Genomic DNA, 26,877 nt, shown 5'->3' on the forward strand with positions numbered 1-26,877 from the left:
TCAATTTTTGATATTCAAAATTAATCCAAAATAAGAAGGGATGAAATAACCATGCCACAATTCGTAGTAAAACCAGATAATCGCCAACTGGCTTTTGATGAGAAGCGCCTTTCCGTATACGCCGACCGTATCTTAGAAGGTCTTGATCAACTAAATAAAGAAACATTGCTGCGGGGAGTAATTTCCAAACTGCGTCGTGACTCCGTAAGCGGAGAAGAAATTAGCAATGCCTTCACCATGAGTGCTCTAGAGCTTGTAACGAAAGAAGAGCCTACTTGGAAGTTTGCAGCTGCCCGTGCCCTTCTGACTACCCTTTATAAAAAAGCAGCCGTTCATCGCCGCTATAAAGCTTATCCAGAAGAGCCTTACGGTGAGCTGTACCCGCTAATTACGGATCTCGTAAAAAAAGGAATCTATCGTGAAGAGCTTCTAAGTCATTACACCAAAGAACAAATTATCGAACTAGGTGGGTGTATCGATTATACACGCGATCTTTTGTTTGACTATATCGGTCTGCTTACGCTATCCGACCGTTATTTGGCGCATGATTTTGACGGCCGTGTAATGGAGCTTCCACAAGAACGTTATATGATTATTGCTATGTACCTGATGCACCGTGAACCAGCTGAGAAACGTCTTGAGCTTGTAAAAGAAGCTTACTGGGCTATGAGCAACATCTACATGACAGCTGCTACCCCTACAATGTCCAATGCCGGCAAAAAGGTCGCTGGACAGCTATCCAGCTGCTTCATTGATACGGTAGACGATTCCCTAGAGGGTATCTTTGACTCTAATACAGACGTAGCGCGCCTTAGCAAAATGGGTGGCGGTATCGGCGTCTACCTTGGTAAAGTACGGGCACGTGGTTCGGATATCCGTGGCCATAAGAACACTAGCTCCGGCGTAATTCCTTGGATTCGCCAATTGAACAATACAGCAGTCAGTGTAGACCAGCTCGGAACACGTAAAGGTGCTGTCGCTGTCTACCTTGATGTATTCCATAAAGATATTCTCGCTTTCCTCGATCTTAAACTAAATAATGGTGACGAGCGTATGCGTGCACATGACGTATTCCACGGTGTAACCCTGCCGGACTTGTTCATGGAAGCCGTTGAATCACGCAGCCACTGGAACCTCTTCTGCCCACATGAAGTGAAGAAGGTTATGGGCTGGACGGATGAGAACGGTCGTCCGCTTGGTCTGGAAGACTTCTACGATGAAGAGCTTGGTAAAGGCACTTTCCGTGAAAAATATGCTGAAGCTACAGCCAATTTGGAATTGTCCCGTATTACCGTTCCTGCGATCGACATCATGAAACGGATTATGAAATCACAGCTTGAAACAGGTACTCCATATATGTTCTACCGTGATACGGTTAACCGGACGAACCCGAACCGTCACCAAGGTATGGTCTTCTCTTCCAACCTGTGCACAGAAATTATGCAGAATCAATCCGCTACCGTTATTGAACAGGAAGAATTAGTAACCAAAGATGGCAAGACCCGGATTGTTATCTCCAAAATCCCTGGCGATTTCGTAGTCTGCAACCTGAATTCGATTCACTTGGCACGTGCGATTCCAGCTGGTGTGCTGGAAAGACTTGTACCTATCCAAGTACGTATGCTGGACAACGTAATCGACATTAATAATATTGAAGTTCTGCAAGCACAATACACGAACAGCCAATACCGCGCAGTGGGTCTCGGCACATTCGGCTTGCATCACCTATTGGCACTCAAGGGCATTCGTTGGGAATCTGATGAAGCCGTAGAATATAACAACCATTTGTATGAACACATCAACTACCTGTTGGTACGTTCGAGCATGGAGCTTGCCCGTGAAAAAGGCCGTTATCCGAAGTTCGCCGGTTCCGATTGGGAGACAGGTGCATACTTTACTTCACGTGGCTACGTTAGCGGTGAACAAGAAGGTAAATATGTAACCACTGAACAATGGCGCGAGCTGCAAGAAGAAGTGGCTAAAGACGGTGTTCGTAACGCATGGATGTTCGCGATTGCACCGAACGGCTCCACATCGATTATTGCCGGCTCCACAGCCAGCATTGATCCTTTGTATGAACTGCTTTCCTATGAAGAGAAAACAACTTACAAGATCGCTAACCCAGCACCGGATCTGTCCGACAAGACGATTTGGTACTATAAAACTGCGTTTACAATTGACCAAAACTGGTCGATCCGCATGGCTTCTGCTCGTCAGCGTCACGTCGATCAAGGCCAAAGCTTCAACCTGTATGTTCGTCCTGACATCAAGGCTACCGAGTTCCTTGAGCTGCATCTGAACGCCTGGAAGGGCGGATTGAAATCAACTTATTATGTGCGTAGCCGTGCTTTGACAATAGAAGAGTGTGATTCTTGCGCTAGCTAATTATCTTAGTGCCCTGAATAGAAAAACGATGATGAATTTCGTAACTGCGAGGAATGTTTGGGCTTCCGGCCGCTGTTGTCATCAGATGTCTTGATCTTTACCGCTATTAGCGGATGACATCCGATGACAAAGGCGGTCGCTGACGCTCCTACAGCTCCAAACTTCCTCTCCGTTACTCCATCACCGCCTTTCTATGAACAAGACACCAAAGAAAGATTACCCGCGCAAAAAAATGGAGGGAAAATAAATGCAACTACAAAAGATTTTTAACACTGAAGCACCCAACCAATCCACACGCATCATCGACGGTGAGTGCTCCGGTATTCTGAACTGGAACGATATCCGCATGCCGCATATGTACAAGCTGTACAAGGTGCTGCTGCTGAATCACTGGATCGCGGATGAAATCCCAATGTCCAAAGATGCGCAACAATTCCCTATGCTCGATGCAGAGGAGCAACGCGTATTTAAGATCAACATCTCTCTACTCGCCGTGTTAGACTCGATGCAGACGATGTTCGTAAGCGACGTGAAGCGTTATTTTACTGACTCTTCTCTAGAAGCTATCTCTGCCATTATCGGACAACAAGAAGTGGTGCATAACCAATCCTATTCCTATGTTCTTTCCTCAATCGTGTCGGAAAGTGAGCAGAAAGAAATTTTTGAATATTGGAAAAAAGACCCTGTCCTGCTGGAACGCAATCAGTTTATCTCTGATATTTATCAAGAGTTCCGTGATAACCCTACGAGACAGACCTTTTTCCATGCGCTGGTAGCGGATCTCATCTTGGAAGGAATTTTCTTCTACAGCACCTTCGCCTTCTTCTACAATCTGGCCCGTGACCAGAAGATGATGGCGACCAGCCAAATGATCTCTTATATCCAACGTGACGAGAACCAGCACTGCTATTTCTTCGCAGAAGTATTTAAGCAGCTGCTTGTAGATTTCCCTGAGTTGAACACTAAAGAGAACATGGATTACGTGTATCGTACGATCGACCGCGCGGTAGAACTTGAAACCAACTGGGCTTACTACACCCTTACTAATGTCCGCGGTATTGATCTTAACGAGCTTAGTGACTACATCAAATATACAGCGAACAAGCGCTTAACCTTGATGGGTATGGAAAAAGCCTACCAAGGCGTTGATGTTAACTGCATGCCTTGGATCAAACCTTTCTCCGATGATGCGCTTAATGCCACCAAAACCGACTTCTTCGAAGCTAAGTCCCGTAACTACGGTAAGGTTGGCGACGATAACGGATTCGACGATTTGTAAGACCGGATTATAACGAACCCTATATAAAAAAGAGGCCATTCTCTACTTTCACAGTGAGATGGCCTTTTTGCTATAGCAAAAAGCGTCCCTTCACCCCTTGGATCAGGTATGAATGAGACGCTTATATAGTTGGTATGAATCCATCCGAAACAGAATGCTTGCTACTTAGTCTTAAGCCTTGCGTTCCACACGATGTGTAGTTTCTTCTGCCAGCTCAGCTAAAGCATCATTCAGTCGCAGCTTCAGCTCCTCAGCAAGCTCTACCACTCCGTGATCATTACGAACCACCTGAGAATCCACGGCATACACTCCACCAAGAATGTAACGTGCACCGAGTACAGACAACACAGGTTTCAAAGCATAATCAATCGTAAGTAGATGTGCAAGACTGCCACCCATGAAGAGCGGGAGTACGATTTTGCCGGCCAATCCCTTTTGTGGAACTAGATCCAAGAAGGTCTTGAGCACGCCTGTATAAGAGGCTTTATAAACCGGGCTAACCACGATTACCGCATCCGCTTCGGCTACAAGGCCGTTCGCTTTGACGATAGAATCACTCTCAAACTTGGTATGAATCAAATCTTCCGCTGGCAGCTCTGCTACGTTAATACGCTCAACCTCAAAGCCCTGATCCGTTAAGCTTGCCTCCGCATACTCTATAACTGCATTGATGCGCGATACCAAGGAAGGCGTTCCGTTAATCACAACAATTTTAGCCACTTCTCCACCTCTTTCATCCTATTAAGCAGCTCACACTGCAAGTATTTATCCCGACAGGAATACTTTAAATTAATATTAATCCTATCGCAGATTAGATATTATTGTCAAACCATAAACGCTTGCGCTCATCCCACTCTTGCGATATACTAAGCAACAATATTAAATCCAACAATCAGGCCAATGATCGGCATCCAACCGTGAGGCGTCTGCGACCGGAGCCTATAATGACTCCCTAAGTTCACCGGGTTTCGCCCGTTACCGCGAAGACCAAAGAGGGTCGAATTCTTTCCTGCTGTTAAGGAGATTCGATCAACCTGGGTGGCACCGCGAGCTGACGCTCCTCGTCCCATGGATGAGGGCGTTTTTTGCGTTTTTTCAAGCATAAATACCTTCGGCGTCCTTATAAGGACGGTAAGTGTTTGTGCGAGAACTAGAAGGATAAAGTGAAGTGTGAAACTTACACTTTCTTATCTTTTAAACAAAAAGGAGCGAGCGAGATGCTGGAAATGAACTGGATCAAGGATAATCAAGAGCTTGTAAGAAACACTGCTACCTGGAAAAGAATCGACTTCCCACTGGATGAATTGCTGGATTGGGATGAGAAGCGCCGGGGCCTGCGACAAGAAACAGAACAAATGAGAGCCGAACGTAATGGGCTAACCAAAGAGGTTGAACGATTATTACGGCAGGGTGACCGCCCTGCTGGAGAGATCGTCAAAGCACAGGTACGAGAACTCAATCATCGGCTGAGCCTGCTGGAAGCTGATCTGAACGAGGCTGAACGCCGCTGTAGAGAGCTCATGCTGCTCGCACCGAATCCGGTGTCGCAGGATACACCCATCGGCCACGATGATAACGATAATGTAGAACTGCGGTTGAACGGAGCGGTGCCGGAATTCGGCTTTGCGCCTCGTGATCATGTGGAGCTAGGTGAACTCCACGATATTATTGATATTCCCCGTGGCATCAAAGCAGGCGGTCCTCGCAGCTATGTGCTCAAAGGAGCCGGCCTGATGTTACATCTCGCTGTACAAAGACTTGCCCTAGATGTGCTCACTGCACGCGGATTCACCGTGATGGATGTTCCTGTGATTGTCCGCCCTGAAGCGTTGGAGCGAACCGGATTCTTCCCGGGTGGGATGGATCAGACGTACGAGCTCAGCGGAGATAATCGCTGGCTGGTAGGCACATCTGAAGTGTCGCTAGTTTCACTCTACAGTGATGAGATTGTAGAGCTTGACACACCCATGCGACTAGCCGGAATGTCGACTTGCTTCCGCCGTGAAGTTGGATCAGCGGGGCGAGATGTGCGCGGGCTGTACCGCGTACATCAGTTCTCGAAGATTGAGCAAGTCATCTTATGCCGAAATGACGAAGGTGTCTCGGACCATATGCTTCACGAGATCCTCGCAAATGCCGAGCACATTCTTCAGCTCTTAGAGCTCCCCTATCGAGTCATGGCTGTCTGCACAGGGGATATGTCCCTGAAGACGCATAAGCAGTATGACATCGAGACATGGATGCCTAGCAGAGGCGCATACGGTGAGACCCATTCGGCTTCTAATCTACTCGATTTCCAAGCTCGCCGTTCGGGCATCCGTTATCGGGATGCGGACGGTCGCTTACAATACTGCCACACCTTAAATAACACCGCAGTGGCTACGCCAAGAATTCTGATCCCGCTGCTGGAGAATCACCAGCAAGAGGATGGTTCTATCTACATTCCTCAGGCGCTGCGCAAATATATGGACGGATTAGAGCGGCTAGAACTTCCACAACAGTAGTCTGTTTTATCCAAGTAAATTTAAAATAAATAATGCCTATTCACTTCTCAACAAGAAGCTGAATGGGCATTTTTTTGTTCTAAGACCTCCCAAATAGTCGAGCCCAATAACTCCTTCTCTATTGTTATTCAAATGTAAAATTTAACAGAAGTATAGAATACATTTGTTGTAATCCTTTGATAATTCAACTATAAAAATTAATTCATATATGGGACTATTCATCATCCAATAAACACTAGATTTTAAGGATTATTGTATTTATGCACTATTTTCAGCCCCTATTCTTATGCGAAAACAATAACTTTTTATTTTAATTTATAGAACCTTTAATTTATATTGATGCAAACCAACCTTTCATTTTACATTTGAATGATAAGATTTAGTAGGTTTCTAATAAAAGATTTGAGGGGAGAATACTTATCCAAATGATTATTTCTTCAAGAGTAAGGAAATGGTGGGCTAGTGGACTGGCAATGTTAATGCTTGTCGGCAGTGTGCTACCAGCTATTCAGACTGCCGAGGCAGCACCGGATAATAGCAATATTGTTATCTCACAAGTCTATGGCGGTGGTGGAAACAGCGGAGCAGAGTTTAAGAATGATTTTATTGAATTATACAATCCTACCAACAAACCAGTAGTCTTGACTGGATGGAAAGTTCGGTATACTTCCGCAACTGGAACCTTTAGCAGCGGAACAGAATTAACAGGAACTATTCCTGCAAATGGATACTACCTCGTCCAAGAGGCTGCTGGAACAGGAGGAACTGCTGCACTACCTACTCCTGATGCCGCAGGTATCCTAGCTATGAGTGGGACAAACGGTAAAGTCGACTTGGTTGACCCATCGAATAATACGATAGATTTAGTTGGCTATGGTACAGCTACAGGTGTTGAGGGAACTCCAACACCTGCTCTCACCAACGCAACAGCCGCTATTCGTAAAGCTGCAGCTGGTGCACCAGCTGATAGCCGTGGTCTAGATACGGATAACAACGTTGCGGATTTTGTTGTTCAAGCAGCAAGTCCACGCAATAGTAGTTATGGTAAAGCACCAGAGACAGCTAGCTCCGTAGTAGCTTCACCAGCCGCTAATGCCTGGCCGGTAGGCACTGAAATTTCTCTGAACTCTCCGACAGTTGGAGCATCCGTCTATTCAGCTGTTTATGGATCAGGTGGTTCAACTGATTTCCAACCTTACACAGGGCCTATTACCTTAACTGAGGACACTACGATTAAAGCGTATGCTTCAGAATCGAATATGCCAAACAGCGCAATAACGACTTTTGACTACACGATTTTGACCAAAACAGACGTCGCAACAGCACGCCTTGGTAATAAAGGTCAGAATATTTCAACAGAAGGTATCGTAACTCACATTAACGCAGCAAAAATGTATATTCAGGATGGAACCGGCGGGATCGTACTTTATGGATTCCCAGAGTTCGCAAACGTTGGAGATCGTGTTGCAGTTAGTGGCGAGATGGATATCTACAGCAACCTGCAAGAGCTCAAACTCCAAAGCGGACTTCAATACTCTGTCGTTGCGAGTGATGTAGGTGTACCCGCACCTAAATTGATTACAGCAACCGACTTGTCTGCAGCGAACGGAGAAAACCATGAAGCTCAACTGGTAACTATGAATAATGTCACTATAGATAATGTAAATGGAAATACAGTGACTGCAAGTCAAGGCGGACAACAATTCACAATTTTCTCAACCCTGCCTAAACTAGTAAAGGGTGCAACCTTTGATAGTATCACTGGGGTTATCGAGCAATATAATACAACTTATCAATTCATTCCACTTAACGAAAACGCTTTGGTGGAAGAAACCTTTTCCGTAATGGCGAGCCCTGGTGCAGGTCGCATCATTAAAGGAAGTGCTGTGACCCTATCCAGCCCTACCCTTGGAGCACAAATTCATTACACGACCGATGGAACTGAACCGACAGCAGCAAGCAAGCTTTATTCAGATCCAATTACAGTTAGTAAAGATCTTACCATTAATGCAATTGTCGTAGCAGATGGTAAGACAAGTAAGGTGTATACCTTTGCTTATAAAGCTTCTGATCTCCCTCGTATACATGATATTCAAGGAGAATCTCATGCCTCTGAGTATGTAGGTCAGAACGTTACTGACGTAGAAGGTATCGTTACCCAATACGGATACACATTCGCAACTGGCGCTTATAGAGGTTTCTTTATGCAGGACCCTCAGCCGGACAATAATGTGAACACATCGGAAGGTATTTTCGTTTACAGCACAAATGCATCCCTTAAACCTAAAGTTGGAGATTTAGTGCGCGTTAATGGAGTCGTTTCCGAGTATAACGAAGGAAGTGCGAGCAATCTAACCTCCACTCAAATTAATATGACATCACTAACAGTAGATTCCTCTTCTAGTTATACTGTGCCTGAACCTATCGTACTTGGCAAAGGTGGAAGAGCTATTCCTTCTTCCATCATTGATAATGACAGCATGGCTGATTTTGAACCTAGTGAAGATGCCATAGATTTTTATGAATCGTTAGAAGGTATGCTTGTAAAACTCCCTACCCCTACGATTATTAGTCCTTACTGGACAAGTGGTAGCGGAAATTCCATGCTTTATAACATCCCTACAAGAGTAGAAAATGATACTCCTGATGTCATCACACCAGCTGGTGGACTAGTTCTAAAAGAATATAACCAATTCAATCCTCAGCGCCTTATCATTGCTTATGGAAATCCGGGTCAAGAAGTCATCACCGGAGATAAGTTCGCTGGAGATGTTACAGGGGTCATCGGATACAACAATGGCAATTTCAAAGTAATTCCGGAGAACGGTAAGCTGCCAACCATTACCCCAAGTACTTTTAAACAAGAAACAACTACTCTTGAGGTTAATGAGGACAAGCTATTAATCGCTTCATACAACATTGAGAACTTCTACCCAGGCGTCGGAACAACAAAAATCCAGAAACTTGCCGACTCCATCACGAATAATATGAAAAAGCCTGACATTATCGGCGTGGTCGAAATGCAGGATAGCAATGGTGAAACCAACAATGGAATCACTGAAGCAAGTGCTGACGAACTGATTAAGGCTATTGAAACTGCAGGCGGTCCTGTATATAAATACACAGACATCGCTCCAGTCAACAATCAGGATGGCGGAGCTCCAGGCGGAAACATTCGCGTAGGCTTCTTGTACAATCCAGCAAGAGTACAGCTTGCGGATAGTGTAAACGGTCAAAAAGGTACATCTACGCAATCCGTTGCTTATGATGCAGCGACAGACAAGCTGACCTACAATCCGGGACGAATTGATCCAACGAATGCTGCATTTGCTAGTTCACGTAAACCACTTGCTGCACAATTTATTTTCGGTGGCGAAAAAGTGATCGTGATCGCAAACCATTTCAATTCAAAAGGCGGCGATAATGGTCCTTTCGGGAACGTTCAGCCACCGGTATTGTCCAGTGAAACACAACGTCATAAAATTGCGGCGGTCGTAAACGGATTTGTCAAAGAGGTTCTGACTGCTAATCCTGAAGCCAACGTCGTAGCTCTTGGCGATTTGAATGATTTCCAATTCACTAAAACTGCAACTATTTTAAAAGGTACAGAGCTGGACAATTTGATCGACACATTGCCTTTAAATGAGCAGTATACGTACACCTATGACGGAAACTCTCAAGTACTGGATCATATTCTTGTCAGTAAAAATCTAACGGCTTCTTCCAAAGTAGATGTCGTCCATCTAAATGCCGACTTCTCTCCATCGAAAGGTCGGGTATCCGATCATGATGCGGTTGTAGCACAGATTGATTTTAGTACTGCTGAAGATTTTCCATTAACAGTTCTACACACCAACGATACGCATGCAGGATTAGATACTGTAAGCTCACCAAACAACATCTTGCGCCGTGTAACAGCAATCAAAACTGCTAAGGCGACTACAGAAAACCCTATTCTTCTCGATGCGGGTGATGTGTTCTCCGGAACACTCTACTTCAACAAGTATCTGGGTCAAGCAGATCTGGCCTTTATGAATCTGGTCAAATATGACGCTATGACTTTCGGTAATCATGAATTTGATAAAGATTCTGATACCCTTTCCAAATTTATCGGCAACGCTAAGTTCCCTTTTGTCTCATCCAATGTGAATTTCTCTGCAGATGATACGCTAAGCAAAATGTTTACCAATGAAATCGGTCGTTCGGGTAATGCGGCAACCATCTACCCTGCTCTAATCAAAGAAGTTGACGGAGAACAGGTTGGTATCATTGGTCTGACGACAGAAGATACTGCCAACATTGCTTCACCAGGTAAAGTAACTTTTGAGAATGCTGTAGTGAAGGCAACAGAAACTGTCGCTATGCTGCAAAAAGAAAAGATTAACAAGATTATTGTTCTCTCACACCTTGGCTACGAAGAGGATCTCAAGTTAGCCAAAGCGGTTAATGGCATTGATATTATTGTCGGTGGTCACAGCCATACGCAATTAGATCAAGCGGTTGTAGATAACAGCGATCCTAATGCACCGAAGCTTATTGTACAAACTGGTGAAAAAGGACTCTTCCTTGGTCAACTTGAAGTTAAATTTAACAAAGATGGCGTACTGACAGATTGGAAAGACCAATTAATCTCCATCGACGCTAAGAACGGCGCTAACTATGTTATCGCAGAGGATCCTGAAGCTAAAAAGATCCTGGATACCGACTATAAGCCAGGTATTCTAGAACTGAGCAATGAGGTAGTAGGAAACTCAGAGGTTGTTCTAAACGGCGTTCGTGATAATGTTCGTACAAAGGAAACTAACCTTGGTAATCTGATTGCCGATGGTATGCTTTTTGCAGCCAAGAAAGCTGGCACTACTGCCGTAATCGCCCTGCAAAATGGTGGCGGTATTCGCGAATCCATTAATGAAGGACCCATTACACAAGGTGAAGTACTCGGAGTACTTCCTTTCAACAACGATCTGGTTACGATCACTTTGACCGGACAAGAAATTAAGGATGCAATGGAGAATGGGGTTTCCAAAACTCCAGCAGCAGACGGACGTTTCCCACACGTTGCAGGGTTGAAATTCTACTATGACTCTACGAAGCCTGTGAACGAACGTGTATTACGTATCGAAGTGAAGAACGGAGACAAATACGTTCCTCTAGATCTAAAAGCATCTTATGAAGTAGCTACTAATGCTTTCACAGCTAAAGGTGGAGATTTTTATACTTCCCTTGAGAAGGCCTATAAAGAAGGCCGTGTGAATCTGCTGTACCTGCCGGACTTTGATGTATTTACGAAGTATCTTAAAGAAGTTGGAACTGTCACTGCGAACACTTCCGCTGTTGAGGGCCGGATTGTGGATCTGAAAGGTGCACCACTGCCGGAGACAACTGAAGACTTCCCATTAACAGTTCTACACACCAACGATACGCATGCAGGATTAGATACTGTAAGCTCACCAAACAACATCTTGCGCCGTGTAACAGCAATCAAAACTGCTAAGGCGACTACAGAAAACCCTATTCTTCTCGATGCGGGTGATGTGTTCTCCGGAACACTCTACTTCAACAAGTATCTGGGTCAAGCAGAACTGACCTTTATGAATCTGGTTCAATATGATGCTATGACTTTCGGGAACCATGAATTTGATAAAAATGGTGAAAGTTCTGAAGTGCTTTCCAAATTCATCGGCAACGCTAAGTTCCCTTTTGTCTCATCCAATGTGAATTTCTCTGCAGATGATACGCTAAGCAAAATGTTTACCAATGAAATCGGTCGTTCGGGTAATGCGGCAACCATCTACCCTGCTCTAATCAAAGAAGTTGACGGAGAACAGGTTGGTATCATTGGTCTGACGACAGAAGATACTGCCAACATTGCTTCACCAGGTAAAGTAACTTTTGAGAATGCTGTAGTGAAGGCAACAGAAACTGTCGCTATGCTGCAAAAAGAAAAGATTAACAAGATTATTGTTCTCTCACACCTTGGCTACGAAGAGGATCTCAAGTTAGCCAAAGCGGTTAACGGTATTGATATTATTGTCGGTGGTCACAGCCATACGCAATTAGATCAAGCGGTTGTAGATAACAGCGATCCTAATGCACCGAAGCTTATTGTACAAACTGGTGAAAAAGGACTCTTCCTTGGTCAGCTTGAAGTTAAATTTAACAAAGATGGCGTACTGACAGATTGGAAAGACCAATTAATCTCCATCGACGCTAAGAACGGCGCTAACTATGTTATCGCAGAGGATCCTGAAGCTAAAAAGATCCTGGATACCGACTATAAGCCAGGTATTCTAGAACTGAGCAATGAGGTAGTAGGAAACTCAGAGGTTGTTCTAAACGGCGTTCGTGATAATGTTCGTACAAAGGAAACTAACCTTGGTAATCTGATTGCCGATGGTATGCTTTTTGCAGCCAAGAAAGCTGGCACTAATGCGGTAATCGCCCTGCAAAATGGTGGCGGTATTCGCGAATCCATTAATGAAGGACCCATTACACAAGGTGAAGTACTCGGAGTACTACCATTCAATAACGATCTGGTTACGATCACTTTGACCGGACAAGAAATTAAGGATGCAATGGAGAATGGGGTTTCCAAAACTCCAGCAGCAGACGGACGTTTCCCACACGTTGCAGGGTTGAAATTCTACTATGACTCTACGAAGCCTGTGAACGAACGCGTATTACGTATTGAAGTGAAGAACGGAGATAAATATGTTCCTCTAGATCTAAAAGCATCTTATGAAGTAGCTACTAATGCTTTCACAGCTAAGGGTGGAGATTTCTACACTTCACTTGAAAAGGCCTATAAAGAAGGTCGCGTGAATCTACTGTACCTGCCAGACTTTGATGTATTTACGAAGTATCTTCAGAAGATTGGAAATGTCACTGCGAACACTTCCGCTGTTGAGGGCCGGATTGTGGATCTGAAGGGTGCACCATTGCCGGAGATAACCCCAACACCAGTGCCAACACCGGTGCCAACATCACCAACAGTTCCAACATCACCAACAGTTCCAACATCAACAGCAACAGTAGCACCAACACCTACTGCAACAACAGCACCAACGGCTGCACCGCAAGTAACAACAATTGATGCTGCTGATCTGACCAAACAACTTGCTGAACTGCCAACTGGTAAACATGAACTGGTTATTCCGGTTAAAGCGACTACTGGCGGCGCTCAAGTAGAACTCCCAGGCAGTGTGCTTGTAAAACAAGCTGCTGCACAGCCTAACACCATTCTTACCCTTACTACTGATGGCGCTTCGTATTCCTTGCCGCTCAGTGTTGTAAACAGTGTATCGCTTGCCGCTCAATTAGGCACCAGCGACTTTACAATTACAGTATCCATTCTATTAGCGGATTCGAAAACGCTAAGCAGCACAAACCAAGCTATCGCTTCACAGCTAGGTAATGCTACTTTAGCTGCTCCAGTAATCGAATTTAGTGTTTCAGCAGTAGCCGGATCTAAGCGTGTACCGCTGAACAACTTCGGCAGTACTTATGTTAATCGGACGATCAATGTACCTACTTCCTTAAATTCAAATAACGCAACGGCAGTCGTCTTCGATCCTGCTACAGGCAAGATTTCCTTCGTGCCTGCGATATTTGCCCCTAAGGCTAATGGAACAACAGATGTTACGATTAAACGGAACAGCAACAGCTATTACACCGTTGTTAAATCTTCCAAAACGTTCGGAGATATTAGCGGACACTGGGCTAAAGCGTCCATTGATCTGTTAGCTTCCAAACTGATCGTTAGTGGAACCAATAGCGATACATTCTCTCCTTCACAGTCGATCACACGGGCTGAGTTCGCAGCATTAATTACGCGTTCTCTTGGACTTGTGACAACGGGTGGCGAGACAACTTTTAAGGATGTAAATCCAAACGCATGGTATGCTGATGCTATTCGCACTGCTGCAGAAGCCGAATTGATTTCTGGTTATACCGATGGCAGCTTTAAGCCAGGTAGCCCGATCACTCGGCAAGAAATGGCCTCTGTATTAGCTAAAGCCATCAAGTACACGGGCAAAACCTTAAATGCCGATCCTGCAGCACTAGCTAAATTCAGTGACGCAGCAAGCATTCCTGCTTGGTCCCAAGCAGCAGTAGCAGAAATCGCTGCTGAGGGCATCATTCAAGGAGCGAAAGACGGTTCCTTTGCTCCACAAAAGCTGGCAACTCGTGCTGAAGCCGTTACGATGCTGGAGAAGACCTTGAAATCTCTTCAGTTCATCAATTAATAAAGGCCCACAGCTCTGAGGACAAAAAGGCGGTTCCTAGGGTGCATAATGCACTCGAGGAACCGCCTCTTTTTCATATAACCTCTAGGATTCCATCCCAGCCTCATTCTCTTCATAATGACTTGTATCCCCGTGCAGCAGGATCTCCGGCACGCCATCCGTAAAATCAATCCTGGATAAGCAGGTTGGATATATGTAAGGCAGATCCCATAGCTTAGGCAACTCTCTGCCCTCAAAATAAGCCATCAAGAGCTTGATCACTACCGTATGCGTTACGATAAGAATCGTCTCACCCTGATGGGCAGTGAGAATTTCCTGAAGCTTCTCCAGTGTTCTTGTCTGCACCTCTGCGAAGGTCTCGCTGCCCTCCACTTTAAACCGGTCGGGTTCCTTCCAGAAATAACGATGCTGGTCTGAATACTGGGCTGCCAGTTCAGCAGAATCTCTACCTTCCCATACGCCCATGCCAATTTCTTTAAATGCATCGGAAATCTTCAGCGGAACATCCCGCTCTCCGCGTATAATTTCAGCTGTACGCAGCGCCCTTGGGCTAGAGCTTGCATAAATGACATCCAGATTTGTAGCCTGCATTCCCCGACTCAACCATTCCGCCTGTTGTACGCCAAGCGTCGTCAGCGCAGAATCCATATGACCTTGCATACGATTCTGCACATTCCATTCTGTCTGTCCATGACGCGTTAGATATATCGTTGTAGTACTCATCCGTTGCTTCTCCTCCTAATCCCTAATTCAGAGATAGTCTACTTCCTGTTTTGCTCCATCCAGTTCACCGCATAGTCTACAATTTCACGCTGTGGAATCAATTGAGCTGCAGCTGAGGCGATATGACCATTTGTAATGAGCCCTGTCTCTTGCCCGAATTGCTCAGCAAGTTCAACGAAATCGTCAGAGTTCCAATCTAGCTCCTTGAATTCCACCCACTGTCTATGACCATCCACTAGTATAGGTGCTCCGCCAATGGCTTCCTTCTTTCCTTCATAGAAGGCCCGGCATTCAGCAAGATGTAATGAAGTATTATTCAGATTTCCAACGCCTAGCAGCAGCACACTTCCCCCCAGATCATAAATACGAGCTAATGGAGAGTCATCCCCCAAACCGTATTCAAGGGAGTGACCATATATAATCTCATCCCTATGCTTGCCCCAAGCCGCAAATGAATGAATGGGGTGATCGCTGCGCTTTACCTCTTTTTGTCTACGGAAGCAATCCGGAATAACCCCCATTCCCCTCAGTGGGGTCAGGTCTGGATCATAAGCCGGCATCTGCTCACGGATACTTTGCCACCAAGATTCGGGCACCGGTGGGTTACTCCAGCCAGCAGGGTCCGTCAGATCACTAGAATGCGTGGGCATCACAAGTGTACCTGACTCTCCAAGGACCTCCTCAAGCGCCAAAATAACGGCAACCGGGCCACCTGCCACCCATTGGCCTAGTGATTTGAAGGACGAATGCAGTATAATCGTCATCCCCGCCTGTACACCCAGTCGCCGAAAGTCCTCTGCCAACGTCTGAACTGTAATCAAATTGCCTTGAATTTCTTCCACCCTTCATTCCTCCAAACTCTCTTGCTGCTAATCCTAGCAAAGCTTCTCACTGCCATTATATAGGAGGATCACTTCTAACGACACCCTTAACGCCCATCAAGGTACAGTTCAGCAATGATATTTATACTAAAGCTACTTATCCTGCCTTTTACGACAGATCTTCAGACAGCATTTTGGCTCTATAATCCCCTGGAGAGATCCCTTCCAACTCTTTGAATACACGGGCAAATTGCTTACTGTTCTCAAAACCTACTTTCTCCGAAACCTCAGCAAGCTTGCCACAGTCTTTCGCTAGCAGTTCTTTAGCATGACGGATGCGTACCTTTTTTAAATAAATGACAAAATTCTCACCAGTATATGCTTTGAAGGCTTCGCTAAAATAAGAATAATTCAAAGAAACATGGTTACTAACCATAGCCATATTTAGTGGACGAGCATAGTTCGTTTCAATATAGTTCAACGCTTCCTCCATATCAGCATGTTCCGTATGAGCAGAGCGCACCCCTACAATATAATCACTCACACTCAGGAGCAAATTCTCAAGCGCACGATAATAATCATGGAAATGGCGATAGTTATACATGTTACCAACCGTACGATATAGCTTTAATACCTCAACCGAGGCTTCCCCATGCACCCGAAATACTTCATCCAGCACTAATTCATTGATATTCTGTCCCACCGACTCCAAATAAGACAGGTCAAGCGCCTTCAAATGCTCGGTCTGAAAAATCTCAGCCAGAAGATGCTTCATCTCCTTCTCGCGTTCTGTTCCAAGCATATTGAGCAGCTTGCGAATTTCCTCCTTCGGTAAAGGGGAATTAGACCGTTCTTGACTCACATCCGCGTAATTCAACAAGTTCACTTGCGGATATACAAAAGTATACTGTAATGCCCGACATGCTTCCTTATAACAGGAACGAAGATCTGCAAGACTTCTTCCTTCGCTACTTATTCCAATCGACAATCCCATTAATTCTTTTGCTTCAGCTTGTCTGGACAGCTCAATAAAGTCCTGTTTTCTGGTTCCGAGCAATACTAGCTTACCGTCCCAGTCCGTTGTGATTTCCGAAAAACATTTTTCAAGTGGTCCCATCAATCGTTCAACCAGCCCCTGAACATCCCCAGGCTTCATTCTTGTTCCGTCATTACAATAGTAATTCAACACACCTACTGTAAAAGGAACCTCCAAGTCATCTAGGCTCTCCTGCTGCCCTCGCTCCAACTGAACTTCCTGCTGCATAAGCAGCTCGCGTAAACGGCTAGAACGCAGCTCTCGGCGAAAACGTTCTGCTTCCTGTTCCTGCTGCCTTTCGCTGAGATTCTGCTCCTCCTGCTCCTTGTCTATACACTTCAAGATTTCGAATAATTCATCTCTACGAATCGGTTTAAGTAAATAATCCTTCACGCGATAACGGATCGCACTTTTGGCATATTCAAAATCGTCATACCCACTTAAAATTAACACTGCCGGACTTTTCTCGCCCCCTGTCGCCGAAGACAACCGCTCCAACAACGTAATTCCATCCATTACTGGCATACGAATATCTGTAATAATAATATCTGCACCGTCGGTCTTAAAGATATCTAACCCCTCTGCGCCATTACTCGCCATTGTGATGGTATACACGGACGGAAATTCTCTTTCAATCATAGTTTTGAGACCGTAACGGATATTCTTCTCATCATCAATGATCAGTAGCTTCTTCATAGTTGTTTATCTCCCGTCAAAAGAACTTTCGGCAAGGTCAGACGTACCATTGTCCAACTTCCTGCTTCACTCTGTACTACAAGCCCATATTCATCGCCATAAAAAATTTGCAGACGCTGATGCACATTTCTCAGTCCGATGCCACCTGTTCGGCGGTCAGCCTCCCTCAGTTCAGCAGTGCTCTCACAGCGTTCATCTTTTGCATAAATCGCCTCGTTTAAAGCATGCAGACGCTCTGGTGTCAGCCCCATGCCATTATCACGAAGCTCTATGAAAATATCGCCTTCCGTTTCCGAAATATGAATATGAATGCTCGGGTCCTGTAAATTTTCTTTCTCACCACACCAAGCATGCTTAACACTGTTCTCCACAATAGGCTGCAGTGACATTTTAAGCACCTCCAGCTCCAAATATCGAGGCTCAATATGAAGCACCAGCTTAACCGGATATTCAAAACGAATATTCATCACTTCAATGTAGTTCTCAATATGACGAATTTCATCTCGCAGCTTCACATACTCTCCGGACCATTTGAAATTATAACGCATCATCCCTCCTAGTGAGGTTAATGCATCCGAGATCGTTCGTTGGTTCTCAATTTCAGCCAGCATTTTAATATTTTCCAGCGTATTATACAAAAAATGTGCGTCAATCTGGTTATGCAGCGTACGTAGCTCAGCCTCTTTTGACAATGCCTGCTTGCTCACTGCTTGAGCCACCAATGTATTGATCGTGTTCATCAGTTTGGAGAAATGATGGGCAAGCTCACCGACTTCCCCTCCACCACGAATCATAATTCCACTGTAGGCCTCACCTCTGCGTACTTTTTTCATTGTTTCGGTCAATCTACGTAGATTTTTTAGAATAAAGGCATTTGTCACATAAGCAATCAGCGTTAGCAAGGTAATAAACCCGACATTGGCTCCAATGATTAAGTTGCGCGTTCGGGAGATATCCTTCATAACTCCCTCCATGGACACTACATTTAACAAATAAGCATCAATACGTTCTAGCGGAGTGTTAATCAACAAAAACGATCGACCATTCTCCGAGTATTCACTGTCCCATGCTCCAGTTTCCCGAAAATGCTTATACCGTTCTGCAATCATATCGGACATCTTCAGATTATCCTGCAAAAAAGAATGGTCCGGTCTGGTGAAAACCTGCAGCTCACTATCCACAAGGAACATCTGGGTCTGATTATCCCGAACGTCTGTATACGTCTTGGGTGTAAAACGACTCAGCAGCATATCCACCTGTACCATACCGATATGATTGTCTGCTGGACGACTCTTCTCACGCAACAACGAAACCTTTGGCAGACTTTCCGCCGGTGCTTCCAAGTATCTCTGCATCAGATCAGGATCACTTTTCTGAAAAGACCAGTATTCCTGTCCCTTCAATTGAAGCGCTTTCTGAAACCATGGCTTGGAAGAAACCCGCTCTTCCCGAAAGATAATCGGCCAAATTTCATGCACTTTATTGCTTTTCGAATACAGCCTCAAATGCTCAATATTCGGATTATTAAATTGAATACGAGTCATATTCACATAGGCATTTGTATTGAAATTAATCAAATCTACTAGCTGGGGTTCAGTTTCATTCGCAAGGAATTCTTCTACATCGGTATCAGAATAAGCCATCTGCGCCGCACGTTCCATCGCCTCAATTTGATTATAGATATGTAATTTTTCCATTTGCAGCAAATAATTATTTTTCTCGACGGCATCTCTGAGATAGGTGTTATTGATAGACTCATAGAAGTAGACGGATACCAGCAAGCACGGGCCTAAAATAATAAAAACATAGGCTGCAATTAAACGACTCTGGAGAGATCTTCTTCCCCACCAATAACTAAAAGAATGCCATAATGCTCTAGCTCGCTCACGCCTGTTCACACTATACACTTCTGTTCTGTCCACCTCGCTAAATAGTGAATATTTAACCTATTTAATATCTATACCATATTATAGATTGAAAATAACCCAATCGCCCGCATTAGCGGGCGATTGGGTCTTGTTTATTTTATTTTTTTGCGAGTTTTTGCTTATTCTCTTCATATTTTGTTTGTTGGAAGGCTTGCACTTTAGCCAGCCCCAGATCCTCTTGCTTCTTGATGTAATCTGTCCAGATGGAATCAAATTCAGCATCGGATGGAGCCATCAAAAGCTTCGGTAGCGTTTTGCTGCGCAAATCTTTGATTTTAGATAAGATGACGCCCTCAGGGGAGCTTGCCAACGGATCGATTTGATCAAACTCGGAAATACTCTTTGTTTTTCCGCGAGTCCAGTCTTCAAGCTGTTTGAAAGGCTCTACAGCTTTTGGTGTCCATTGAGCTGTAATATTGGTATTCATCAGCATCCAGAACGTAAAGGAAGAACCATATTGCTTGTCGAATGCCGCACGGTCTTTATTCATCAGATCAAAGACTTCTGGTTTAAATTGGTCTTTGCCGTCAATGGTATCATAGCTGACGCCTTTTTCGCCAAGATAGAGGTCTTTATTACCTTCTTCACTGTTCAGGTAACTGAGGAATTTAATGGCGCGTGCTTTATCTTTAACATCTTTGGAGATCAGCGTTACTGTCCAGCCAGAAATAGCAGGGCCGTTCAGAGTAGGCGCATCCAGGTTGGTATTAGCCGGACCATCAACTGCGATATAAATTTTGTTTGGGTCTTGCTGGTACAGAGTTCCCAGTTGGGTTCCAAAGTCAGTACGTTGGTACAGCATCGCGAAGTAACGGCCTTGAGCGATTTTTTCTTCCATTTGAGGACGTTTGTCAATAAAGATATCTTTAGAAAGCAAGCCGTCTTGGTTCGCTTGACGCAAAGTTTTCATCCAGCGGATATATTCAGGGTCAGTCTCACGATTATATAACTTGCCGTCTTTTTCTCTTGGAATAGCTAAGAAGTTCTGAATGTATTGTTCCAGAGAATCGTTACCGGTTGCGGTAAATTCGTGCAGACCGAGCGGAATTATCGGTTGACCATCGATTGCAGGGAATTTCTCTTTAGCGGCCTTCAGCGCTGCCACGAATCCTTCCGGTGTGCGCATATCAGGACTGCCAATCGCTTCATAAATATCTTTGCGGACTACGAAGGTTTGGTTGGATACATAAGTGTCGCCATATTTCTCGTAATCTTTAGGAGAGGAAGAAGCATTCGGATAACCGTATACATTGCCGTCAGCTTGTGTGTACCAGCCCAGTTTGTCAGGGTCGGATACTTTGAAGAAGTAAGGATCATATTCTTCGGCCAGTTTGTTAAGAGGAAGCACGAGATTGCCTTCAATCATTTTCTTAACGGCATCTTCATACCATCCCAGTGTAATGAAGTCCGGCAGTTTACCGGAAGCAATCAGTGTGTTCAGCTTTTCATTTTCATTACCGGCTGGAACGATAAAGTTAATGTCAACACCGGTTTTCTTAGTGATATATTGGGAAGTTGGATCCACACCCCATTTATTAGGGAACCAGGCAAAGTTCAGGTACCAGTCAAACGTAATTGGTGATGTGTCGGATTTCCAACCCGGCTCATCAGCGGACAGTGCTGTAGCTTCTGGCGCTGTTGTAGCTGTTGCCTCTGCTGTGTTACCTTCAGTCTTCGTTGCGGTATTACCTTTGTTTGCGGCGTTCCCATTATTGCCAGAACAGCCCGCTACGGACAGAACCATGATTGTTGCCATAAGCAGCAGCATTATTTTCTTTGGCTTTCTTTTCATGTCCATGCTTGTTTACCCCTTTTCTGAGATTGATTAATAATTATAATTTGCAACTCCAAGACTGCGGGAGCAGTCTGGAGGAGATACCACTAGTTCGGATGAACTGCGACCGGCACTTAGCCCTTGATGGAGCCAATCATCATCCCTTTGACGAAATAACGTTGCAGGAACGGGTAAGCAAAGACAATCGGAAGTGTTGTAACCACCATGGTAGCCAGCTTGATGGACTGCGAGGTCACCGTCCTAGTCACGGCGCTTCCCTGTACGGCAGTCATCATCAAATTGGAACTAGACTGAGCAACAACCCGGTACAGGAATGTTTGAATCGGTTGCATGCTTTCATTGTTCATATAAATCATTCCGGTAAAATAATCATTCCATTGGTAAACGCCATGGAATAGCGCAATGGTAGCCAGTACGGGCAAGGATACCGGTAGGACAACCCGCAGGAAGATGGACCAGTCATTAGCTCCGTCAATACGCGCCGCTTCCTCGAGACCATCAGGAATATCCCGGAAGAAGGTCATGAAGATGATTAGATCGAAGAAGCTGAACATGACCGGAATAATATAGACCAGGAAATTTTCTAGCAGATGAAGATCTCTGATGAGTAGGTACGTCGGAATAAGTCCTCCTGCGAAGATCATGGTTATCGTGCCTAACAGGATGTAGAATTTGCCCCCAATCAGTTCCCTGCGGGAAAACGCATAAGCAACCATCGCTGTAAAGAACACATGCAGACCTACGCCGAGAAGTGTTTTGGCTACGGTAAGCCACATCGCCCTCATAATACCCGGGCTATTGAATACAGCACTAAAGTTCTCCAATGAAAACTTGCGCGGAAACCAGTAAATCCCACCCAGCATAGCATCTTTTCCGTCATTAAAAGCATTAATCAGCACGTACCAGATCGGATACAGCGTAACGAAGCAAATACAAAGCATTCCAATATTGTTGACTATATCAAAGACGACTTCGCCCTTGGTTCTGCGATTCAGTGTAATCATATACAGGTCCTCCTTGGCCTAAAACAACGAGGTATCGTTGAGTTTTTTGGATACTTGGTTGGCAATCAGCAACAGAATGAGCGAGATAACCGATTTGAACATCCCAATTGCTGTTGAATACGAGAAGCGGGCTGAAAGCAGACCGGTATAGTAAACATAATAGTCAATCACATTGCTCGCGCTGTCATTCAGCGAATTGCGCAGTACCAGAATCTGGTCAAAATTGGAGTTCAGTACACCGCTGACCGCCAGAATAAACAAGATGCTGATCGTTCCTTTAATGGTCGGTACGGTAACATACCACATTTTCTGGAATCTTCCGGCACCATCGATGGTGGCCGCTTCATACATTTCGGGAGATATGCTGGTAATGGCAGCCAGATAGATGATCGCTGACCAGCCCAGCTCCTTCCATAAATCCGAGGTAATAATAATAGTCCAAAAATATTTTGGTTCAGCCAGGAACGAAATTGGCTGGTCGATCACATGCAGCGCCATCAGAATATTGTTGATGATGCCTATATCTGCCAGCCAAGTGGCAAGAATCCCGCCAAGGACGACCCAGGACAAAAAGTGGGGCAGATACGATATCGTCTGAATACTCTTCTTAAAGCGAACGGATCGGATTTCATTCAGAAAGAGAGCGAATATGATTGGCAGCGGAAAGATCAATAGTTTGATTAAGCTGATGCCCAGCGTATTCTTCATTACATACACAAAATTATCGTCCGCCAGGAACTCTTTGAAATTCGCGAGACCGACCCAAGGAGCTTCTGAGATTGGCTTGACGATGTTGTACTCCTTGAAGGCGATAATAATGCCATACATCGGAATGTAGTTAAAAATAATCATCCATACTACACCGAGCAGTGCCATTGTCTGCAAATGACGTTGGGTAATGAACTTCTTCCAAAGCGGGGTACGATTTACTTTACCGGTTTCGAAATTGCCCGAAAATTGAGGCTTCATCGCTGGGCTTAATTCCCCATTTGTTTTTTTCTCCATCATATGGACCTCCAGAATCTCTATATCCGCTCTTGTATAAAGCGCTTACAAATATTATATATTCATTGTATTTGCTTTTGCCTGTCTCCGTAAGGTATTGAATTTCGGATTATAGGTTCCATTTTTCGGGTTCAAGCTAAAACGCCTTCGGTATCCTGTAAGGACTTTCTTATATTTGGAGAAAAAATAAGGGAGGGCCTAGGCCCTCCCTTATTTTCTATGCCATTATTGCTTGGATTTGCTTGATCTCTCCACGCCGCAGAGCCTCTGCCTCTTCCCCACGAACGAGCGCTCCGGAAATTTCCGTCACCGTTCCATTCTGGTAGACTAGCGTCATGCTCTGAATACCAACCTTCTTCTCACCAAATGTATTCTCACATTGTGGGTTCGAATAAGTTACTTCCGTGCCACCTAGAAATGTGAAAGAGAGATTGCCTTGTTCATCAAATAGCCAGCCTGGTAGAACCGGATCCAAAGATAATGTAAGCTGTCCATCTTCTACTCTGAAAACATGGCTTCCGGCCATCATCGTTCTCCACATACTCAAGAACTCAGCAGTCGACCCACTTAATCTTGCAACGAACCCTCTACCATGATTGTTCGGATCAGGATTACCTCCGGTAGCGATAAAGGATGAATTTTCAAGCGTGCTGCGTCCATAGACAGCCGGATCTAGGAACGGAACTAGCGAGGTCTTCAGTTCTCCGTAGAACTCCTCATAAAGCCCGCCCTTCAACAGCTCAAGCAAATATTTGTAGGACATATGCAGGAAGTTGGACTCCCGCTCTAGCCAGCCTGGCGTAAAGGCTCTCATTCGTCCGATCTCATGAGACTCACCCTCTAGACTAACCGAAGTTTGATACATCGACGTAGTCGGATCATATAGCTCTGTTTGCTTAATCAAATTATAGATTTCTTTGGCTTGCACCGGATCTTTCAGCGTCTTCAACAGGCGAGTAGGCCCCTCAAGGAAGTATGGCAATGCATAGACCTCAAACTCCTCTACCACAGCTTTTGGCAGGCCGTATCCGCTAAGTACTGGTTGACCTTCAGCATCTGTTACCTGCTGGAATTTCTTCGCCTCAAAGCGGAAATAGGTTGGGGTAAGTCCGTTACCAAGTTCTACTGCCTTGTTAATTCCCTCGTCGATTTTGACCAAGAACTTGGAGAGGGCCTCACGAATGTATTCTAAGGTTACTTCAGACTCAGTTCCAGTAATACCGAAACGGATACGTGCTCTATAAGCCTCACGCGCCGAAGCTACAGTATCCCAATAATTAAATTGTTCCAAATCTCCCGACAGAACCGCCGTGACCGCATGATATACCTCTTCAAGCAACTGTGCAATTTCTTCTGGCAGGTCTACAGCTCCTTGGACGCTTTCTTTGCTGTTCAGAGCATCTAACAAAAAGACTACGGTACGTTTCAGCTCAAAAGTCTCACTCATTCCGGAGCCGAACAATCCAGGCAGTCCATTCATAGCATCGTTCCAGCCCGGCTTATTGCCTTCCATTTCTACACCCATACCATAAGGATCAAGCGTAGCAAATTTATTCAAGGCAAGAGACAACATCTTCACGAACAGATTGGTGTGGTAAATGGCGCCGTGACCGCCTTCAGTACGCAGCCAATGGGTATCTCCAGCTTTCCATTTCAGCTTGTGCAGCTTCTCCTCATCCTCAAGGAGTGCACCATATTGCCGGGCCTTTCCGTCACTGATTACATATTTCTCACTGCGTGGCAGCACATACGCTGGGCTGTCATAGAACGCATAGGTGTTATCCCCAAATAGAAGCTCCTGCTTTTTGTCAGGGAAGATATCCAAGTAACCTACTACCAGATCCATATTATATGTCCAGTGATCCGACCAGAAGCCTTCGCCAAAAGCTGCCTCAATGTTTTGTTGTGACAGGGCAAGTAATCCCGACAAAAATTGTTGCTCGCTTACCTTTAAGGTAACATTATGATCCGCAATATAGTTTACTAAGCTACCTGGTGTGAACCGAGTGCTACACAGCTTTACAAGCTCAGCTTGATGATCTGCCGCAGCTTCTCCAATCCACTCCGCAGCTTGTGCCTTACTATCCGGTTTCACTTCAAAGGTTGTTCCTTGCACGCTCAGTGGATTGTAACCATCCGCCTGAATCAAGCTATAGAACATTTTGATGTTAAAGGTACCCACCTTCGGATTAAAAAACACATCATTCCGACGATTCTGATTCATATCACGGAAGTTTCCGTTCCCCTGTGAATAATATTCTGGGGCGAGTGAGAAGAAATTGTAGTCACGCTCCAAGTCACCGTGCTTACGCGAGTATAAGTGAACTACAAAGCCATCACCACCATTGTCAAAGACAAAAGGATAGCCTCCACGCAGGAAGTTATCGAGATAGGATTGACGGCAATACGCATCAAACACAGCCGATGAAGTGTGAGTAGCAATGTCTTCCGTTAATTCCTCCGTCAGACCTGCGGCCTCTTGGGATTTAGACAGGATATATTCATCGCGGCATAACTGCTCCGCCTTCTTATTGATTTTGTCGATGTCATTTACATGTCCAACCAGTGTATTCAGGATCAGATTGCTACCTGGTGCTAAACGTCTTGCCACTCCGCTAAAACCGCACGGAACCTTGTTGACCGGGTATTGCGGAAGCTCGCCCAGTTCGGCAAGGGTTAATCCCGCAAAGCGGTCCGGGTACGTAAGCGAGGTATTGCCACCAAAGACTAGCTCGAAATCGACGATTGGCGAGACTTTTTCTCCTTCTCCAGTGAACGACAGGTAGAAATGGCCATTGGTAATTTCGCTAACCTGTGCATCATCATTGGTGCTGGAACGCAGCTTATAGAACGGAATACCATTCTCTAAGTTGTATACGTCCATCCAGCTGCGCAGTAGATTCCCTATTTCCTTGTACCCACTGTTCTCTACGCCGTAAGGCAATATTTCAGGCAAACCGTCCATCAGCTCTAGCTCGATCTCTTTACCGCCGATGTTCTCAATCTCTACCCGACGTACCAATGCTGCATAATCGTCATTAGGCAAATTAAAATAGTGTACGGTCGTCTTCAGACCATGTGCGGCATGGCTTTCTTCAATAGTAAGCCCATTAGGCAAAATGGTCATGAGGCGCTTTGCAGCAGGATCTGGACGTGCAGATTGAAACGGTTCATAAATCTCTTGCTCGCCTTTAATTTTGATAAAGGTTCTGAAACCGGTCGTCCCTACGTTCTTATAAGAGATATTTGCAGGAGAGAATTCCATGATCGGCGAATTCTTATCGCGTACCCCGAAGCTGCAAATGGCCTGACCCCGGTTCACATAAAAAGTCCACATCGGAATTCCCTTCAGTCCGGCAAGACCCGGTAAGAAACTGGAAAAAGGCTTTCCTTCATCAAATTGCTCCATTACAAATGTACCTGATTCGAAATAATAATTGCTCATATTTATGTCC

The 26,877-nt window shown here is 45.0% G+C and carries 14 protein-coding genes; 4 read left to right on the forward strand and 10 right to left on the reverse strand.

The window, feature by feature from the left end; translation table 11 throughout:
• Positions 1–51: 51 nt before the first annotated feature.
• Positions 52–2,385 carry a ribonucleoside-diphosphate reductase subunit alpha gene (locus MKX35_RS01025; RefSeq protein WP_042184468.1) on the forward strand — a complete coding sequence of 778 codons (2,334 nt, stop codon included), beginning with the start codon at positions 52–54 and terminating at the stop codon, positions 2,383–2,385.
• A 247-nt stretch (positions 2,386–2,632) separates the two neighbouring features.
• Entirely contained in the window at positions 2,633–3,664 is a 1,032-nt protein-coding gene (locus MKX35_RS01030) for a ribonucleotide-diphosphate reductase subunit beta (RefSeq protein WP_036682584.1), read from the forward strand.
• Positions 3,665–3,835: 171 nt separating this feature from the next.
• Here the strand turns inward: MKX35_RS01030 and ssuE are convergent, their stop codons facing one another.
• Both ssuE and MKX35_RS01040 read right to left on the reverse strand, forming a co-directional pair.
• Entirely contained in the window at positions 3,836–4,384 is a 549-nt protein-coding gene (gene ssuE, locus MKX35_RS01035; RefSeq protein ID WP_042184465.1) for an NADPH-dependent FMN reductase, read from the reverse strand.
• A gap of 146 nt (positions 4,385–4,530) precedes the next feature.
• Positions 4,531–4,734, reverse strand: coding sequence for a hypothetical protein (locus tag MKX35_RS01040; protein WP_143759521.1), 204 nt, complete (start codon positions 4,732–4,734; stop codon positions 4,531–4,533).
• Between the two features lie 147 nt (positions 4,735–4,881).
• On the opposite strand from MKX35_RS01040, the gene serS reads away from it, so the two are divergent.
• Both serS and MKX35_RS01050 read left to right on the forward strand, forming a co-directional pair.
• A complete protein-coding gene (serS, locus tag MKX35_RS01045; protein ID WP_076300125.1) occupies positions 4,882–6,168 on the forward strand; it encodes a serine--tRNA ligase in 1,287 nt (428 codons plus the stop codon).
• Between the two features lie 425 nt (positions 6,169–6,593).
• On the forward strand, positions 6,594–14,414 hold the full coding sequence (locus MKX35_RS01050) for a 5'-nucleotidase C-terminal domain-containing protein (protein ID WP_341043717.1): 7,821 nt from the start codon (positions 6,594–6,596) through the stop codon (positions 14,412–14,414).
• Positions 14,415–14,498: 84 nt separating this feature from the next.
• On the opposite strand, the gene MKX35_RS01055 is transcribed toward MKX35_RS01050, so the two are convergent.
• From MKX35_RS01055 to MKX35_RS01090, 8 genes are all read right to left on the reverse strand, one after another.
• Positions 14,499–15,137 (reverse strand): histidine phosphatase family protein, encoded by a 639-nt coding sequence (locus tag MKX35_RS01055; RefSeq protein ID WP_076285207.1) that lies wholly within the window; start codon positions 15,135–15,137, stop codon positions 14,499–14,501.
• A gap of 38 nt (positions 15,138–15,175) precedes the next feature.
• Positions 15,176–15,979: an aminoglycoside N(3)-acetyltransferase gene (locus tag MKX35_RS01060; protein WP_076300123.1), complete on the reverse strand. Its 804-nt coding sequence runs from the start codon at positions 15,977–15,979 to the stop codon at positions 15,176–15,178.
• A 148-nt stretch (positions 15,980–16,127) separates the two neighbouring features.
• Positions 16,128–17,690: a response regulator gene (locus MKX35_RS01065; protein ID WP_076300122.1), complete on the reverse strand. Its 1,563-nt coding sequence runs from the start codon at positions 17,688–17,690 to the stop codon at positions 16,128–16,130.
• Entirely contained in the window at positions 17,687–19,612 is a 1,926-nt protein-coding gene (locus MKX35_RS01070) for a cache domain-containing sensor histidine kinase (RefSeq protein WP_341043719.1), read from the reverse strand. Before MKX35_RS01070 ends, MKX35_RS01065 begins: the two co-directional genes overlap by 4 nt.
• Before the next feature lie 103 nt (positions 19,613–19,715).
• Positions 19,716–21,416, reverse strand: a complete 1,701-nt coding sequence (locus tag MKX35_RS01075; RefSeq protein WP_076285203.1) for an extracellular solute-binding protein — start codon at positions 21,414–21,416, stop codon at positions 19,716–19,718.
• Positions 21,417–21,526: 110 nt separating this feature from the next.
• Positions 21,527–22,417 carry a carbohydrate ABC transporter permease gene (locus MKX35_RS01080; RefSeq protein WP_076285202.1) on the reverse strand — a complete coding sequence of 297 codons (891 nt, stop codon included), beginning with the start codon at positions 22,415–22,417 and terminating at the stop codon, positions 21,527–21,529.
• Positions 22,418–22,435: 18 nt separating this feature from the next.
• Positions 22,436–23,422 carry an ABC transporter permease gene (locus MKX35_RS01085; RefSeq protein WP_081382970.1) on the reverse strand — a complete coding sequence of 329 codons (987 nt, stop codon included), beginning with the start codon at positions 23,420–23,422 and terminating at the stop codon, positions 22,436–22,438.
• A gap of 217 nt (positions 23,423–23,639) precedes the next feature.
• Positions 23,640–26,867: a cellobiose phosphorylase gene (locus MKX35_RS01090; RefSeq protein WP_076300120.1), complete on the reverse strand. Its 3,228-nt coding sequence runs from the start codon at positions 26,865–26,867 to the stop codon at positions 23,640–23,642.
• Positions 26,868–26,877: the final 10 nt, after the last annotated feature.

This window comes from Paenibacillus sp. FSL R5-0923 (assembly GCF_038009145.1).
Taxonomy (GTDB): Bacteria; Bacillota; Bacilli; order Paenibacillales; family Paenibacillaceae; genus Paenibacillus_AQ.